Annotated in this window: 10 protein-coding genes; 2 read left to right on the forward strand and 8 right to left on the reverse strand. The window is 65.2% G+C overall.

Features of this window, described 5'->3' with window-relative positions:
• Positions 1-184: 184 nt before the first annotated feature.
• From ACWHXP_RS18970 to ACWHXP_RS18985, 4 genes are all read right to left on the reverse strand, one after another.
• A complete protein-coding gene (locus ACWHXP_RS18970; protein WP_121042495.1) occupies positions 185-925 on the reverse strand; it encodes a response regulator in 741 nt (246 codons plus the stop codon).
• The gene (locus tag ACWHXP_RS18975; protein WP_489635288.1) at positions 922-2,994 is read right to left on the reverse strand and encodes an ATP-binding protein; all 2,073 of its coding nucleotides are present in this window, start codon (positions 2,992-2,994) and stop codon (positions 922-924) included. Before ACWHXP_RS18975 ends, ACWHXP_RS18970 begins: the two co-directional genes overlap by 4 nt.
• A 10-nt stretch (positions 2,995-3,004) precedes the next feature.
• Positions 3,005-4,579 carry a COG3904 family protein gene (locus ACWHXP_RS18980; RefSeq protein ID WP_489624428.1) on the reverse strand — a complete coding sequence of 525 codons (1,575 nt, stop codon included), beginning with the start codon at positions 4,577-4,579 and terminating at the stop codon, positions 3,005-3,007.
• Between the two features lie 108 nt (positions 4,580-4,687).
• The gene (locus ACWHXP_RS18985) at positions 4,688-6,355 is read right to left on the reverse strand and encodes an HD-GYP domain-containing protein (RefSeq protein ID WP_489624427.1); all 1,668 of its coding nucleotides are present in this window, start codon (positions 6,353-6,355) and stop codon (positions 4,688-4,690) included.
• A gap of 460 nt (positions 6,356-6,815) precedes the next feature.
• Between ACWHXP_RS18985 and ACWHXP_RS18990 the strand changes: the two genes are divergently transcribed.
• Positions 6,816-7,589 (forward strand): MBL fold metallo-hydrolase, encoded by a 774-nt coding sequence (locus ACWHXP_RS18990; RefSeq protein ID WP_489624426.1) that lies wholly within the window; start codon positions 6,816-6,818, stop codon positions 7,587-7,589.
• 81 nt (positions 7,590-7,670) lie between these two features.
• On the opposite strand, the gene ACWHXP_RS18995 is transcribed toward ACWHXP_RS18990, so the two are convergent.
• From ACWHXP_RS18995 to ACWHXP_RS19010, 4 genes are all read right to left on the reverse strand, one after another.
• Positions 7,671-8,438, reverse strand: a complete 768-nt coding sequence (locus ACWHXP_RS18995) for a FecR family protein (protein WP_121043072.1) — start codon at positions 8,436-8,438, stop codon at positions 7,671-7,673.
• Positions 8,439-8,459: 21 nt separating this feature from the next.
• Entirely contained in the window at positions 8,460-12,569 is a 4,110-nt protein-coding gene (locus ACWHXP_RS19000; protein ID WP_489635287.1) for a beta strand repeat-containing protein, read from the reverse strand.
• 1 nt (position 12,570) lies between these two features.
• A complete protein-coding gene (locus tag ACWHXP_RS19005) occupies positions 12,571-14,262 on the reverse strand; it encodes a ShlB/FhaC/HecB family hemolysin secretion/activation protein (RefSeq protein WP_489635286.1) in 1,692 nt (563 codons plus the stop codon).
• Positions 14,263-14,805: 543 nt separating this feature from the next.
• A complete protein-coding gene (locus tag ACWHXP_RS19010) occupies positions 14,806-17,079 on the reverse strand; it encodes a CHASE2 domain-containing protein (protein ID WP_489635285.1) in 2,274 nt (757 codons plus the stop codon).
• Between the two features lie 190 nt (positions 17,080-17,269).
• Here ACWHXP_RS19010 and ACWHXP_RS19015 point away from each other — a divergent pair, with 190 nt between their 5' ends.
• Positions 17,270-18,112 carry an aldo/keto reductase gene (locus ACWHXP_RS19015; RefSeq protein ID WP_489624422.1) on the forward strand — a complete coding sequence of 281 codons (843 nt, stop codon included), beginning with the start codon at positions 17,270-17,272 and terminating at the stop codon, positions 18,110-18,112.
• The last annotated feature ends 148 nt before the right edge of the window (positions 18,113-18,260 follow it).

Consider the following 18,260-nt stretch of genomic DNA (forward strand, 5'->3'; position numbering starts at 1 on the left):
GCCGGCACCATCATGAACGCGTCAGCGCGCGTGAGGCGGCAAGGGCGGTACGGCAGAGATGCCCTGCGCACGCACTGCCATCGCCGGAAACTGGGCGAAAGCACGTCCGCAAGACTTGAAGACAGCATTTTACCGCACCGCAGCATCGACTGCCGGTGGCCGTGGCGCGGCTGCCACGCCAGCCCTAGCTCCAGATCACCTCGATCTCGGTATCCAGAAGATAGCCGGCCCCGCGCTCGGTACGCAGCAGGGTCGGATGCTTGGGGTCGGCTTCGAGCTTGCGGCGCAGGCGCAGGATCTGCACATCGATGGCGCGATCATAGACTTCGTCGAAGGCGCGCGTGCTTTCCAGCAAGTGTTCGCGCGAAATGATGCGGCCCGGTGCGCCCAGGAACGCCACCAGCAGGCTGAATTCGGCATTGGTCAGACTGACCTGGCGCTGGTCCGGCGCGGTCAGCCGGCGCGTATTGAGGTTGAGCTCCCAGCCGGCGAAGCGATAGGCCCGCGGATGCCGGCCGCGCGTCACCGGAGCGGCCGGCGCAGCCTGCGCCGCGGCGCGCCGCAGCACCGCGCGCATGCGTGCCAGCACTTCGCGCGGCGAGAAGGGCTTGGTGATGTAGTCATCCGCGCCCAGTTCCAGGCCCATGACCATGTCGGCCTCCTCATTGCGGCCGGTCACGCAGATGATGGACAAGCCACCCGCAGCCCGCCAGCCGCGCGCCAGTTCGGCACCATCGACATCGGGCAGACCGAGGTCGAGCAGCACCATGTCGTACTGCGTGGCCTGCACGGCGGCCTGCGCCTGGGCACCTGTGGCGGCGCTGTCCACGATCAGTCCGTGGCCGCTCAGGTAGTCGACCAGCAATTGACGCATGGCCTGGTCATCATCGACGACCAGAATGCGCGGCGGGGGCGTGATGCTCATGGAGAACCTCGTTCGGATGCGCCCAGGGCGTGCAGGACCGCACGCCGCAGGGCAGGAAGATCATACGGCTTGGCCAGCGATCGCGCTGCCAGCGCCGCCGCCAGGGTGGCCACACGCGGCTGGCCGGAACACAGCAGCACGGGCAGGTCGGCACGCAGCGTGCGCATGGCGGCGATGAGCGCATCGCCCTGCATCTGCGGCATGTCCAGATCGGTGATGACCAGATCCACGGCCAGCGGCTCCAGCGTCAATTCCGCCAGCGCCTGCTGCGGGTCGCCGAACACCATGGGGCTGTAGCCCAGACTGGCGAGCCACTGCGCGCACAGGGCGCGCTGGGCTGCATCGTCATCGATGACGAAGACGCATTCGCCTTGTCCACAGGCACTCGCGCCGGCCGCGCCCGGCGCAGCAGAGGGTACGACGCGCTCAGGTACTGCCAGCGGCAGCTCCTGTGCCGGCAGCGGCAGCAGCAGGCGAAAGCGCGTCCCCGACGGCGAGCTGCTGACCGCCACGCCGCCTTCATGTTCAATGGCGATGCCGGCCACGATGGCCAGCCCCAGACCGGTGCCGCTACCCTTGCCGCCGCCCCCGCTGCGGGTGCTGAAGAAGGGCTCGAACAGGCGTGCCAGATGTTCCGGGGCGATGCCGGCACCATCGTCCGTCACTTCCAGCCAGACCGCCTGCGGCTGCGGCAGCTCACCGGCCAGCGGCGCTTGCGCCGGCGTGGCTCCGGCATGCAGACTGACTACCACCTGGCTGCGCGCCGCCTGGCTGGCATTGCGGATCAGGTTCAGCGCCAGGCGCGCCAGTTGTCCCGCATGGCCCTGCACGGCCAGCGGTTGTGGCGGCGGCTGGTAGGCGATCACCACGGCCGCTGGACACAGCGGACGGGCCAGCATGACGGCCTCGGCCACCGGATCGCGGATATCGAGCAGGCTGCGATGACGATCGCCACGGCGACCGGCCAGCAGGATCTGCTCGGTCAGATCGCGGCCACGACGCACGGCCGCCAGCACTTCGCTCAATGGGCGCTGGGCGGGCGCGTCGGCATCGAGCTGCTCCTGGGCCAGTTCCGCATAGCCGCCGGCTGCGCCCAGGACATTGTTGAAATCATGGGCGATGCCGCCGGCCATCATCCCCAGCGCTTCGAAACGGCGCATCTGTTCCATGCGGGCGGCCAGGACCTGTCGTTCACGCATGGCCACGGCAATGAAGAAGGTCAGCATCGCCAGGCCGGCCAGGTCGACCTGCAGGTTCCAGGTGCTGTCCAGCCCCTCCTGCGCATAGGGGCCGATATCGTAAAGCGTGAACAGCACTGCCATCACGGCCGCCAGACTGGTCGCCAGGGTGGCGCTGCGCAGGCCGCCATACAGCGCGGCGCCGGCCAGCGCCAGCGAGAGCAGCACGCGCTGCACCTCGCCCGACCAGCCCAAGCCCGCGCAAGCCAGCAGCACGCCGCTCACCGCCAGCGCGCCCAGCAGGGTGATGCGGTCATGGAACAGCCTGCGCCAGGCACCGTCTGACCACGTCAGCACGGCCGGCGTCAACACCAGGATCGCCAGCCCATGCCCCACCAACAGCGTGCGCCATTCGGCCCACCAGCCGCCCGGCATCACATCGGCAGCCAGCGTGGCACTCAGCGCCGCCACCACGGCCACCGCCACCAGCGGCAACAGCAGCAGGAAACGGCCCAGCCTGACCAGCCCGTCGAATTGTCCGTCGCGGCTGACGAAGCGCCGCCCCAGCAGGACGCAGGCCACGATCTGCACCACGTTGAGCAGTGCAAAGCCGGCATCGACCTGCCACGGCAGGCTGTCGCGATCGCCGACCACCATCATCGCCACGAACACCGCCAGCAGATAAGGGAACCAGTCGCGCGCCGGCTCGCGCCACAGCAGCGCGATCATCAGCGCCGGTGCCGGCGCAGCGATGGGAGCCAGCGTAGTGCTGTCCTGCAGATGGGCAGCGGGACTGGCCAGCAAGGCATAGCCCACGCCGCACGCCAGCGCTGCCAACAGCGTGCGCAGACTGTCGGCGAAGGCGGGGCGGGAGCTTGGGAGATCGGCCATGAGGAACGTGTCAGCTGCGTGAGTAGAGCACGCGCAGGGCCACCCGCCGTTCCTCCGCCGGCAACTGCATGACTGCGCGCAGATAGGCGATGGAGGCGTCGCAGGTAGCGTCCGGGTCAGCCTGGCGGCGCAGGGGCGAAGACAGCAATTTCAGTTGTTCCTGGGTCAGCGGCGCAAGTGCCTTGCGCATCACGCGGGTGCGCTCGGCCAGGCTGTAGCGCCCGGCATTGGCCGGATCGGCGTCACGCAGCAGACGCTGCGTCATCACCTGTTCGCGATTGGCGAATTCCTGCGGCAAGGCCGCTTGCGGCGCCTCGCGCCCGGCCGCCGCCTCCGCGCGCGAACGCGGGTAGATCAGCTCGGTGCAGGCCGCCACGCTGATGCCGCGCAAGGCCACAGCTTCGTCCAGCAGCAATTGCTGGAATTCGGCCAGTGACGCATCAGAGGCAATCGGCAGCAGCCGCCGGCTCAACAGGCCGACCTGCTCGCGGCCCACGGCCAGGATCTCGGCGTCCGACGCATGCGCCTGTACCTTGGCCCAGGCCAGGTCGATGGTGCGGGCAAAGTCGGCGGGGTGGTAACGGGCCATGATGTCGAACAGCGCCCCCTTCTTGAATTCCGCCTCCAGCACGTCGCGCGAGGTGGCGATGGTGGCCAGTTGCGCGGTCTCGCCGCCCGGTGCCAGACGCGTCAGCACACCGGCCTGCAGCAGCTGGCCCAGCTCCGGATACCAGCTCTGCGCCGCCGGGGTATCGGCAATGCGTTCGATGAAGTCATGCGGCAGACCCAGCTTGCCGTAGGTATCGAAGGTCAGCTTGCGGTCGAAACTCTTGTTGATGCGATCATCGCCGCCGACCGTATAGAGCGTATGGAAACCGATGTGCGCACGCGGATCCATCGCGCGGTCACGTCCCGCCAGGAAGGCCAGCGTGCAGGAGGACGAGCACTCCTGCTCGACATAGGTATTGAGCCGGCGGCGGCGGATCACCTCGCCCACCAGCTTGCCTTCGCGCACCCAGCCACCGGCCGAATACAGGACCACCGTCTGCACGCCAGGATGCTGCTGCAGGATCGCATCCAGCCCATCGGCCGCGCCGTCGTTCATCCCTCCTTGCAGCAGGACCGACTTGCCATCCACCCGCACCTGGTACACCACCGGTGGCCCGAGCTGTTTGCCCAGGGCGATCTCGAGCTGTTCGCGCACGGAATGCGCGGCCCGCCAGGTACTGGTGACCATGCTGATGGCACCGCACACGATCAGGAACTTGACCACCACCTCGGCCCAGCGCCGTCCGCCGCGTGCCACGTGCTTGCTGGCCGAGCGCCAGCAGCCCCACACACCCCAGGTCCAGGCCAGGTAGCTGAAGGTGGCGATACCCAGCACGCCGGCCATGCCGTAGCGCGCCGGCATGTCATTGGTCAGCCGCGCCAGTACCGAGATGGCCAGCGCCGGCACCAGCGAAGTCAGGAGGACGGTATGCAGCCAGTAGGAACGGCCCAGCGAATAATCACCGCGCCAATGACGGCGCAGGAAACTGGCGGGCGGGCTGGAAGGAACGGACGATCGGATTACTGCCTGGGACACGTGATGCTTTTCCTCGATGCGCTGCCGCGCAGTGCGCACAGCGTCTTCAATGAAGGGAGACTTTATGAAGCCAACAGCATAACCCAGCTTGGCGATGCCGTCGCGCCTTCACCCGCCATGGCCGGGGATACGCGACAGGTCGACCGGGTCGATCTGGCTGGGATGCATGAATTGCTCGGCATACTTTTCGTAGATGCGTTCGCGCACGAACAGGTCGAAGATATCCGGATCGATGTGATTGCGCGCCTTGAAGCCGGCCAGGATATCGACCGCCTCGTTGAGGGTATTGCCGCGCTTGTAGGGACGGTCAGCGGCGGTCACGGCTTCGAAGATGTCGGCCACCGCCATGATGCGCGCCTGCACCGACATCTGCTCCCGTGTCAGTCCCTTGGGATAGCCCTTGCCATCCATACGCTCGTGGTGGCCACCGGCAAATTCGGTGACGCGGGCCAGCTGCTTGGGCCACGGCAGGGACTCCAGCATCTTGATGGTGATGACGATGTGGTTGTTGATGATGGCGCGTTCGGCATCGTTTAGCGTCCCCGCACGGATGCGCAGGTTGCCGGCCTCTTCGTCATCGAGCAGCTTGCGGAGTTGGCCGTCGGGACCGCGCCAGCTGCGTTCGGCGATATCCAGCACGCGCTGCTGGTCTTCGGCGCGCATGCCTTCGTTGCCGTAGTTGATCCTGCGCAGGAAGGCGCGCTCATCCTCCATCTGCAGAAACTCGGCCTGCAGGCCGGCGTCCAGCTCGGCGGAGCGCTCCGGCGTGAGCGCGCTACCCAGCGCCAGCTTCTCCTGCAGCACGCGGATCTGGGCATCGCGCTTGAGCACTTCGAATCGGGTATCGATCAGGTGGATGCGATCGAAGATGGTTTCCAGCTTGGTGGCTTTTTCCACGATGTGGCTGGGCGTGCCGATCTTGCCGCAGTCGTGCAGCAGCGCTGCCAGCCACAGTTCGCGACGATCGGCGTCGGTCATGCGGAAATCGGCCAGCGGGCCTTCGGTGGTGTTGTGCGCAGCCTCGGCCAGCATCATGGCCAGTTGCGGTACCTGCTCGCAGTGGCGGCCGGTGTGCGGCGACTTTTCGCCGATGCCGATGTTGATCAGCTTGATCAGGCTTTCGAACAAGTTTTCCAGGCGCGCGATCAACTGCTGGTTGGTCATCGCCATGGCGGCCTGCGAGGCCAGGGCCTCGATGAAGCGCTGGTCGGTCTCCGAGAAGGGGACCGGCACGCCACTGTCGGGATCAATGGCATTGATGAGCTGCAACACCCCCACCAGTTCCCCCTCGTGATCCTGCATCGGCACGGTCAGGATGGACTTCGAGCGGTAGCCATACTTCTCGTCGAACAGGCGCATGCCGTTGAAGTTGAAGCCGCTGGCCTGGTAGACGTCGGCGATGTTGACCGACTCCCGGGTGTTGGCCGCATAGGCAGCGACCGCCGCCAGGTTGGGCTGGCCATCGGGAAGCGTCAGGGCGATATCGGGAATCGAGACGGCCTGGCCACTGCTGCCGCCCTGGTGCATCTTGAGGGTCTGGTTGACGGAGATGTCGAAACGCAGCGCGTCGCCATGGTCGGTGGTGCGGTACAGCGTGCCGCCATCGGCGCGCGTGATGTCGCGCGCGGTCAGCAGGATGCGCTCCAGCAACAGCGGAATGTCGCGCTGGCTGCCCAGCTCGCGGCACAGCTCGGTCAGCCGTTCCAGGCGATAGGCAATGTCGCGGTGCTCGCCGGTCGTGGGGGCGAGATCATGCATGCTGGCCGGGACGTTCATGCCGCCCGCTCCCGTCCGCCGCAGTGCAGGCACTGGACGGTCTGGCAGGTGTGGGCTGCTGGGTGGACTGCTGGCAACATGCGACTCCCTGAAGCGTTGGCGGACGGACACGGCGCGATCATTGCGCAAGGGCAATGCCGACGCACTTCTGGCGGATGCTTTTTCGGCATCATCGCGATTCTAGACCGGCAGCGCACGCCGTCTTGCAGCGAGCTTGAGGGGATTTGGCCGCCAATTCTGCGCTTGCCGGCAACCGCGACCAGCACCCCTTGGCCGCGCCCGCGTTCAGGGATCTCCCGATTGCGCTGATGAGCCGTATCCCTTACCATCCATCTGTGTTGCATAATTTGCCACATCGTCCGCAAAGCCAGTCCGGAAAAGGGTTTCCGGGCTGCAACAAGGTTCCCTCTCAACCCGTGCGGCAGGGCCGGAACCCACAACTCTATGAGCGGCAATCACAATGCGTGTAGAAATCCTGGGCTGCAGCGGGGGCATCGGTGGCAATGGCATGCGCACCACCTCCCTGCTCATCGATGACGATATTTTGATCGACGCCGGTACTGGCGTAGGCGACCTGCCGCTGACGCGGCTGGCGCAGATCGATCACGTTTTCATCACCCATGCGCACCTGGATCACATTGCCTGCCTGCCGCTGATGATCGACAGCGTGGGCGACATGCGCAGCACGCCGCTGACCATGCACGCGACGGCCGCGACCATGGAGATCATCCGCAAGCACATCTTCAACTGGCATATCTGGCCCGACTTCAGCGTCATCCCGACCCCCGAGCAAGCCTTCCTGCGCTTTGCCACGGTCGAGCCCGGCCAGCCGGTGCAACTGGGCCAGCGCAGCATCACGCCGCTGCCTGCGGCGCACACGGTGCCGGCGGTCGGCTACCAGCTGCGCAATCATGTGAGCGGGTCGTCACTGGCCTTCAGCGGCGATACCTGTCTCTGCCCGCCGCTGTGGGAAGCGCTCAATCGCATCGGACAATTGCGCTACCTCATCATCGAGGCCGCGTTCGCCAATCGCGACCGTGAGCTTGCGCTGCTGTCCAAGCACCTGTGCCCCAGCCTGCTGTTGGAAGAACTGCAACACTTGCAAGGCCGGCCCGAGGTGCTGATCACGCACGCCAAACCCGGGCAGCTGGACGAGATCGCCGCCGAGATCAAGGCTGGCAACAGCGCGCACCAGCCGCGCATGCTGGCCACGGGCACCGTGCTCGACTTCTGATCCATCCCGCCCTCAACGACAAAGGCACCGCGCTCCAGAGCCGGTGCCTTTTCTCTTGGTCTACCGCCAGCCGCTCCCGCCTTACTGGGTCACGCAGGCATCCAGCTTGGCCGCGCCGATCTTCTGTGTCCCGGTGTTGCCATTGCTGCTGATGGCCGGCGGCATCGTCACTGTCACGCCCTGTGCCGGCGGCACGATCACCGGCGGCTGCGAGATCGAGGGGACGAAGCCGAACTGGCCGGCGCTGTAGAGTTGCGATCCGCTCGGGTTGGTGACCTGGATGGCCCCGGTCACCACATCCACATGCAGGCCATTGGCCGGCGGCTGCCCGCTCGGGGTAGGCACGCCGGCGCAATCGTCCTGGCAGTACAGGGCACCGAAGTGGGTGCCGCGGATGCCGATGGTGGCCGTGGGCGTATCGAAATTGACGGCATCATGATTGCGCTTGCCGACCAGCCCGGTCACCGCCCGCAGACCGCCCTTGACCAGGCCGATGGCCACGGCATCATTCTTGGGTTCCTTCTCGTCATAGAGGTATTTGCTCACCGCCACCTCGGAACCCGGCCGCAGCACGATCTCGCCGTTGTCGACGAACTTGACGCGGGCATAGGTCTCGCGCTCGGTGATGAGCGTATCGCCTTGCAGGATCGCCGATTTCACCGACAGCACCACGCGTGCACCGTCCGCATGGCGCACGCTGAGCACACCCGACAGATGGGTGACCTGGCCCACCACCGGCTGCGACTGGGCGAAAGCAGTCGCCACCGCCAGCAGAAGCAGCAGCGCCAGGATCAACCCGGCCAGAGGGCGCCGGACCGAGGCCGGCGAAGTTTGCTTGAAGGAATTCATGAAGATCACATCATCCGGTTATCAGGTGCACATCGGCAGCGGTTTCTTGGCCTGCTTGCGGTCATCGCCTTCGTCGCCAAAGTGGTCCGTCGTACCGCCCACGGTTTGGGTGGTGGCACCGGTCTGCTGTACGACATTGCCGCTGGTGGCGGGCACGGTATCGGTGAGCTGGGCGTTGTTCAGGCTGGCCTGCAAGTCACGGCTCTGCTGGTTCTGTTGCTGCTGCACGGCCAGCGCGGTCTGGCTGTTGGACGCGCTGCTGCTGGTACTGCTGGAGTTGGAACTGGAACTGGAACTGCTGGAGCTGGCCGCTACCGGCGTGCGCGTCCCGTTGGCGTCGACGATGGTGACGCCCTGGGCGTAACCGATCACCTGGCCGGAATCCACCGACAGCAGCGCCACGCCCGGCGGCGAGGTGGAGATGTTGGCGTTGATGGTCATCGAATCACCCGCCGACAGCGTGATGTTGCCGCCAGTAGAAACCAGCACGCCATTGACCGTCAGCGTGTCGTTGCTACCCGACGAGGCGCTCGCGGTCAGGGTAATGGTTCCGGTGGCGCTGACGCCGCCCGAACCGATGGTCAGCGGGCTGTGCGTGACCACGCTGACCGAACCGTTGCTGCTCTTGAGCTGGCCGGTGCTGTTGATGCCCAAGGTGGCCAGCTTGCTGTCGGTACTGATGGCCGTGCCATTGGCATTGCTGGGCAGACTGCCGAGGAAGCTGGCGCGGGTGCCGATGGCCGAAGTGACCACACCGCCCGTGTTGTCGATGCTGATGTTGCCGCGCGCGGTGGTCACACCGTTGATGCTGACCGCGCTGGCATCGCTGGTGTTGAGCGCGTTCTTCAGCGTGATGTCGCCGGTGCCGCTGTTGTTGGCGGCAAAGCCGGCAATCTGGTTGCCGCTGTTGTTGAAGGTGATGCCGCTGCTGGCCGAGGCGATCAATTGCGACTTCACCCGCATCGAGGTACCGGTGCTCTGGGTAAGGTTGCCATTGGCAGCCTGCAGCACCAGATTGTTGGCGGTGATGTTGCCGATGGCCAGCGAGCCGGTAGCCTGCGACAGCGCGGCATCAGCCAGGGTCAGGTTGCCGCCGGTCTGGCTGAAGGCATCAGCCACGACCAGGCGCGAGCCGACGTTGCCGGTCACGGTGCCGTTGGACACGGTCAGATTGGACAGGCGGACATCGCCGCCCAGGGTCAGGTTGCCGGCGACCAGCTCCGCCGTCATGTTGGACTGGGCGGCATTGGCCAAGGTGACGGTTCCGTTGAGCAGGACCGTCTCGCCGTTGATGAAGTCCGTGCTGCCGATATTGAGCGTGCCGTTTCCGCTGGTGGTGCCATTGAGCACCAGGGCAGCGATGCTGTTGTTCGAGCCACTCATGCGGTTGACGCTGATCGTGCCGTTGTTGCTGGTGCTGTTGCGTACCGTCAGCGTACCGCCGCGCTGGTTGAGCTCGGATCCCGCTGCGATCTGCAGATTGGCGATGGTATCGTCAACACTGTCATGTCTCACGGTCTGGTTGCCCGAGATCACCACGGTATCGATCTGGGTCGGCATGTAGGTGGACACGTTGCCTACGGTCGCGTTGCTGACCCAGTTTTGGCGGTCCTCCCAGCCCCCTTCCGAATAGCCGTACTGCTGATAAGTGAAGGTCTCGGCACCGCGCAGGGAGAGGTTCGCCAGGCCGTTGTCACCGTAGACCGCCTTGAACATCTTCTCCTGTCCGCCCGCCGTGACGATATCCCCGGTCACGGAGCGGAAGTAGCCAGTCGGTGACGAAGTGCCGCTGATGTTGATGGCATTGATGCTCACTTCGCCAGCGGGTGAGTAGCCGCCCAGCAGACGAGTCTTGAGGCTGCCGTCCAGCCTGGTCGAAGAGAATCCGGTCAATTCGATCACGTCATAACTGCCGTCGCTGGCACCTGCGATATCGATCAGCATTTTTCCGGTATCGCCCTGGCTGAAGCTGGCATCGCTGGGGTCGCCGGTTGCCCGCAACGCCAGACGCCCCACTGTCCCGTCGCCACCTGGTGCGAGGATACCGTCATTGGTAAACGACCCACTGACCGACAACGTACCATTGCCCGACATGGTGCCGTTGGTCTCGTTGCGGATGTAGCTCGCGCTGACATTGCCGCCGGCCATCGTCAGGGTGCCATAGTTGCTCACACTGGCATTGCCGGTGACGCTCAACACGGCAGCGTCACCATTGAGGACCAGCGTGGCATTGGCATTGTTGGTCACATCACCACTGGAGTTGACGCGACCGCTGATGTTGAGCGTACCGTTGTTGGTGATGCCATCGCTACCGACCGACAATCTGCCCTCGCCGTTGGAGGCGACGCTGACGGTACCGTTGTTGGTGAGCGAATTGATATTGCCCCCGCCGCCGTTGAGCGTAAGCGTACCGGCGCTGTTGACGCGCACTGCTGCGGCGTAGAGGTTGCCGCTGCCAAGGTTGACCGTGCCATTGCTGATGAGCAGATCCCCGTTGCCGGAATCATCGGTGACCCTCAGCGAGCCGCCGTTCAGCACGATGCGTGCGCCATTGTCGATGGTACTCAGATTGCGCGGCTTGACCGCGTCCATGATGCGGGCTTCCGAGAAGCTCTCTTGCGATGACTGCACATAGCCGCTGTTGAGGGTCAGCCCAAGCCGTCCGCTCTCGCTGATGATGTTGGCCCGGATGCTGATGTTGTTGGCGGAGTTGAGCGTCAGTGTGCTGTCCGCGCCGCCGCTCTTGGTGATGTTGGCGGAGACGGTGATGTTGCCGCCCACGCCATCGCTATCGCCGGTGGTCAGGCTGACGCTGACACCATTGCTGAGCTGATTGGAAATGGTCGCCGCCGAAATCGTCGCGCCACTATCGGTGGAGGTGACCGCGTAGGACGAACAGCCATCGAAGCTGACGTTCGTTGTGGTGTTGGGCACCACCTCCAGATCATGCGGATCGATGAGCCAGGTCCCGCCCGTCCCGACCTTCGGCACCTTCACCACATCCAGCCGTTTCAGCCCGGAGGTATCCACAAATCCACCCTGCCCTGGCGCGCCCAGCGCCGACACATCGCCATCGATGAAGGCGGCATTGGCGGCATACAGCGTGACATTGCCGCCCTTGGTGCCATCGGCACTGATGCCGGAACTGGCCGTGGTGGTCAGATTGCCCGAGGCGCGCAGGAAGATGCGTCCGCCCTCGCGCACCACGCTGGAGGCATTGATGACGCCACCATTCGTGATGAGGCCCGCCGCCACGCCGATGCGCCCGGCTTCGGCCGTGATGGTGCCGAGGTTGGTGACGTTGCCGGCACTGCCGGTCACGTTCACGGTCACGCCCGGGGTGGCGGTATCGGCGAGCGTCACGGTCTGGCCGGCTGCGAGGATGACCTCGCCCTGCGGGCTGGTGATGATGCCGCTGTTGGACACGCTGCCGCCAATCAGGTAGACGCTGCCGCCGGTGGCCGAACTGATCTTGCCCTGGTTGTCCACCAGGCCGGCATTGCCGTCCTTGATGAAATTGAGACGGCCGACCAGGAAGTCGTTGTCGCTGATGGCCAGGGAGGTCGCGATGAAGCGGGCGGCATCCACCGTACCGCCGGGCCCGATCACCACGCCATTGGGGTTGTACAGCACCACCGTGCCATTGGCCGAGAGCTTGCCGTAGATCTGCGAGATGTCGGCACCGGTCACCTTGGCCAGCAAGGCCGCGGACGAACTCGGCTGGGCCACGTTGACCGCCGCATCGGCACCGATGCTGAACGAGGCGAAGCGGGCAATGGCCTGCGGCGACAACTGGTTGATGTTGAGCGTGTTGCCGTTCTGGCTGAAGCTGAGATTGCCATTGGTCACGCTCCAGCCGGTGGGCAAGGTACCGGGCGCAGGCGCGGCAGCCAGCGCCGGGGCCTGCCACGCGCCACACACGGCGGCGGCGGCCAGCGACAGCCGCAACCCGGGCGCGAGCGCCCGCTTCCACACACGCTGCAACAGACGCGACAGCAGCAGCGGCAAGGGCTTGCGCGCCCGCCAGGAAACCGTCAGGCGGCGCTTGCCGACACGTACCGTGATCGAGGGCGGCAGCAGTTCGATGGCCGGCGGAACCGGGGCTGGTGCGGGAGTGGATGGTGATGTCATGTCAGAACCCCAGGATGGCACTCAGGTGGGCGTTGAGATCGCCCCGCTGTTCGGTGACGGAATTGCCGTTGAGCAGAACCCGCGCCACATCCAGGCGCAAGGTGAAGTCACGTCCCAGCGTATAGCGCAACCCGGCGCCGAAGCTGGCCAGCGTGAGCGTGGACGGCACCGTCGAGGCCGCAGTCACGTTGTTGTTGGCACCGCGCGCGGCATCGAAAAAACCCAGCAGACGCAGGTTGCCGCGCGCTTCGCTCTTGACCAGCAGATCCGGGGTATAGAGTTCGGCATTGACCACCGCACCACTGTCGGCGGCCACCGCGCGCTCGGTGAAGCCGCGCACGGTATTAGCCCCGGCCAGACCGAACTGTTCCACCGGCGGCAGCGCATGGGGAGAGACCTGCAAGCTGCTGGCCAGGCGTACCTGCCAGTCATTCTGGAAGACCTTGAACCAGCTTGCACCGCCCCGCACGATGATGAAATTGTCCATCGACTGGCGCGAACCGGTGAAGAGCGAATAACGGTCCGTCACCTGCAGCGCGTCGTTGCGGCGCGCCTCGCCGGTGGCCATGTTGCGGGCGATGCCAAGGTTGTAGTCCAGCACCTGTCCCACGCCCTGTTGCTGGGCGCTGTAGCTCACCGACAGCGGCAATGTGGAATACGGCAGGCAGGTATTGAGCGAGGCGCCATTGAGCAGACCGCCATTGATGTTGCAGCTGGAATCGACCTTCTTGTAGTCGGCACCGAAGACCAGCTTGCTGCTCCACTCGCCGCTGCGGGCAAAGTAGTGGTTCCAGCGCAGCGCATAGATTTCGCCGCGGCCGGTGATGTTGAGCGTGGAGTTGACCGCCAGCGTCTGGCCCGATGTGACGTTGGATTTGCCGTAGATGAAATCGAGGCTGTCGCCCAGTCCATACATGGGCAGACGATAACCCAGCGAATACAGGTCGACCTTGGCCCCCGAGGGACTGTCGGGCGAGGTGGTGTAGGCCACCGTGGCCACATGGTCGCGGTTGAACAGGTTGGAGTGCTGCACGGCCACGCCGGTGCGCCATTGCCCGGTATCACGGTTGCCGCTGTTGTCGACGTTGAGCATCACGCGCAGGGGATTGTCATCCTTGACCGTGATGGCCGCATCGATCTGGTTGGTGGATTCGGAGGCGGTGAGCGTGACGTTGACCTGCTTGGCCGGGTTGTCGTTGGCCAGCTGCACCGATTCGGAAATGCGCCGCAAGTTGGGGGCACTGCCCTCCACCAACTGCGGAATGCTGACGCGGATGTTCTGCTCGCTGAAATGGCGGTTGTCGCTCACCACCACCTTGCCCACCACCGTCTCGACCACCTGCAGGCGTACTACGCCGCCGGTCAGTTCCTGCTCCGGCACGCTGACCTGCACGGCGGTATACCCGGCACTGCGATAGGCGTTCTCCAGGGCTTCCAGCGCCTGCTGGATGTCGCCATAGACGCGGCCGGGGCCGCGGAAAGGCGTGACCGCTTCGTCGACCCTGGCCTGGGTCAGCAAGGTGTTGCCCTCCACCGCGAAGCGCGTGATGTCGAATCGTTCGTCGTTGCGGACTGGCGCGCTGCCCACCGCCACGGCGGAAGCCTGTGGTGCCGGCTGCGGCTGCGCCCACGCGGCGACGGCGCTGCCCAGCAGCGCCATCCCCATCAGAGAATGCCCAAAGCATCGTTTCATCGTCTCTGTGACCCGCCCCCCGGCGAGCCCTCCCAGTTTTCTTGTTGCGCAGCGCGGCGGCAAGCCACGCTGTCACTGCCACCCTCCCATCCGGCCAGCCGCCTGCACTGACGTCAGCACATGGATCGCGCGGACGCAATGCGTGGCCGGCACGCAGGTACCCGGACCACGGAAGCGAACAACAAGACGAAAAGGAACCCCTGAAGCAGATGCGCCCGGACACCGATATTCCACTTCTTGGAGGAGGGATCAATCGCGTCCGGCAGCGACGCCGCCTTGCCAGGCAACATCACTCTTGATGCTTGTAAAGTATACTGACTAGTCCTGACCGCGTCGACAAGAATCGCTGAAAAACCGCTTCCAGCGGGCGTTTGCGGCTGATTGCACAGCACTTGATTGCCACTCGGAAATGATTTGCGGTTTCAACATGCAAAGATTTTCGTGAAGTGCCAGCGGATGAGAACGTTTGTGCAAAACAAGTCACGCGGCGATCACACCGCGCTGATTTCCCCAGGGAAAATGCGGCGGACTGACCAGGTCTTTTTATTTGGTATCGAAGGTCGTCACGCCATCCCAATCGGCCGGCGGCGGCGACTGGCGATAGTGCGCAATACGCTCCAGGTAGAGCGCATAAAGTCCCCGCGCGTGCGCGGCCTGCAGCGCTTCGATGGCGGCCTGCGCCTCCTCCCAGCGCAGCGCGCGCACCAGCGCCAGCGCCGCATGCCATTGCTCGACTTCCGCGCGCAACCCGGCATCGAGTTCGCTCTCGACGGCCAGCGGCTCGAAGATCGGCACGGGTTCGTTCTTGCCCTTCACCCGCACCCGGTCCAATTCGCGATAGGCGAACTGCGGCGCGGCCTGGCGCGTGGCATCACCGACCAGCACCCCAACCCCGTAGACCTTGGTGATCGACTCCAGGCGCGAGGACAAATTGACCGCATCGCCCATCACCGTATAGGCCTTGCGGATGCGCGAGCCCATGTCGCCCACGCGCATCTGGCCGCTGTTCAAACCGATGCCGATCTTCAGCGGCGGCCAGTTGCGGCGCGTGAATTCCTCGTTGAGCAACAGCGTGGTCTGCTGCATCTTCAATGCCGTGGCCACCGCGCGGGCGGCGTGATCGGGCACATCCAGGGGCGCGCCCCAGAAGGCCATCACGGCGTCGCCGATGTACTTGTCGAGCGTGCCGCGATTGCCACGGATATCTTCGGACATGGCCGTGAGATACATGTTGATGTATTCACGCAGCTCGTTGGGCTGCAAGCTTTCGGAGATGGTAGTAAATCCTCGCACATCGGAAAACATCACGGTCAGTTCGCGGATCTCGCCTTCCATGTTGTAGCTGGCCGGATTGGCCGCCATTTCGGCCACCAGTTCGGGAGCCACGTATTCGCCGAACAGGTTGACGATGGCCTTGCGGTTGCGATATTCGAACAGGTAGCCCCAGGCCAGGTTGCTGATGAACAGCAGCGCCACCAGCAGCAACGAGGACGCCAGCGGCAGCACCAGGCCGGCGCTGTCATAGAGCCAGTAGTTGAGTCCGCCCAGGGCGGCCGCCGTCCCCAGCGACAGCAGCACCGAGGCCAGCGGCCCCAGCGCGGGCAACAGCAGGCCCAGCAGCAGGCCGGCCAGCGCCACCTGCAGCCCGTCATAGCCCGCCGCGAAATCGGGGCGGGTCTTGAAATCATCATCGATGATGGAGGCGATCAGGTTGGCGTGGATCTCCACCCCGGGATAGACCGGACTCACCGGCGTGGCCCGCAGGTCGTTCAGGCCAGGCACGGTGGTCCCGACCAGCATGATGCGGCCATCCAGCTGGTCGTGCGGATAGGTGCCACGGATCACGTCCACTGCCGGTACATAGCGATAGGCACCGCCCTGCGGTCCGCCACGTCCGCGATAGGTCACCAGCGTGGTCAGCCCGCGCTCCACCGGAATGATCAGCGGCTGGGGACGCGCCTCCACGGCGATGGCGGCGAGCGCATCGTAGGTCTCCTTCTGATTCCCCAGCAGTCCATCCGCGCCGGTCAGGAAGACCGGCTTGATGCGCTTGCCATCGACCGCCACCCGGGCCGTCGCCAGGGCCAGCGACTCGTAGAAGTTGTCGCCATGCCGCGCCAGCAGCGAGACCGTGCGAATCAGCCCGTCATCATCGGGCACCGGATTGAAGAAGCCACCGGCACGCGCCGCCGCTTGCAGCTGCGGCAGGTTGGCACCATAGGCGCGCCAGCGCACCACCTCCACATCGCGCCCGCCCAGGGCGGCCACGCTGAAGGCGGGCGGCGGCAACTGCCCCTTGATCACGGCCCCGCCCTCATTGGAGAAGGCATAGCCCATCACCACCGGCTGGCCCTGCAGGGCGGCGGCCAGGCGTGCGTCGTAATCCATCTGCGGCTTGAGCAGGCGCAATTGCTGTGCCAGTTGCGGCACGTCCTTCAACGGTCCGCGCGCGAGGTCTTCCAGACGGCCATAGCCGGAGGTGGTGTCGGGCTCGGCGAAGACCACGTCGAAACCGACTGACTGCGCCTGGTAGGCCTGCGTCATCTGCTCCACCAGCTTGGCCACCAGGTCGCGGCTCCAGGGCCAGCGGCCCAGCTCGTTGATGCTGCGCTCGTCGATATCGACGATGACGATGCGCGGATCCAGTGCCGGTTTGGCCACACGCATGCGCAAGTCATAGAAGAACAGGTCCATGCGCTCGACCACGCGATTGGGCAGCACACCCACCACCACCGCCTCGGCCAGGCCGATCAGCAACAGCGCCAGCAGCCAGCGCGCCCAGTACTTGGCGAAGGCGGTACGCAAACGACGCAACATGGACTTTCCCCCGATTCCTTTTTTGATTGGCTGCGATCATGCCACCAGTTGCCTGTGCCCACAATCGGCGCGGCACGCCGGGAGTTGCCACACGGCATGACCGCATGAATAAGGGAAATAAGCCGGGCGCGATGAACCGATGCGCAAAATGGGTTCTAATGATTTCCCGCCACCGATGAAGGAGCCCCGCATGCAGCCCATTCCAATGATCACCCTGCGCAATGGCGCGCAAGTCCCGGCACTTGGCCAGGGCACCTGGAACATGGGCGAGTCCGCCGCGGCCGCCAGCACCGAGGTTCGCGCCCTGCAGGCCGGCATCGACCTGGGCATGACGCTGATCGATACCGCAGAGATGTATGCCGATGGCCAGTCCGAACGCGTGGTCGGCAAAGCCATCGCCGGCCGCCGCGAACAGGTCTATCTGGTCAGCAAGGTGTTGCCGCACAACGCCAGCGAGCGCGGCACCATCGCCGCCTGCGAGGCCAGCCTCAAGCGCCTGGGCACCGATCATCTGGATCTCTACCTGCTGCACTGGCGCGGATCGCATCCGCTTTCAGCCACCATCGCGGGCATGGAGACCCTGATGGCGCAGGGAAAAATTCGCGGATGGGGCGTCAGCAATCTCGACACCGACGACATGGACGAGCTGGCCGATGCGCCCGGTGGCGAGCAGGTGCTGTGCAATCAGGTGCTGTACAACCTCTCGCGCCGGGGGATCGAATATGACCTGCTGCCGCAGGCCGAACAAAGCGGCGTAGCCGTGATGGCCTATTCGCCCATCGAGCAAGGACGCATCCTCAAGCAGGCGGCCCTGAAGGCGGTCGCGCAGCGCCACGGCGTGACACCGGCGCAGGTGGCGCTGGCGTGGGTGTTGCGACGTCCCGGGGTGATCGCCATTCCCAAGGCCGCCGATGTCGCGCACGTGGAGGCCAACCGGGCCTGCCTGGCGCTGCATCTGAACGAAAATGACTACAGTGAGCTGGACGCGGCCTTTCCACCGCCACGGCGCAAGCAGCCGCTGGCGATGCTATGAACATGTCGCACCAAACCTGCCGTTCGACCTGAGTAGCCGCAGCGCGGCGTATCGAAGGCGCACCTGCCTTGTTACCGTAGCCACGCCTTCGATACGACCCTCGAGGGTCTACTCAGGACGAACGGTGGATGATGCCGCAATCGACGTT

The organism is Herbaspirillum sp. Her2 (assembly GCF_057961375.1).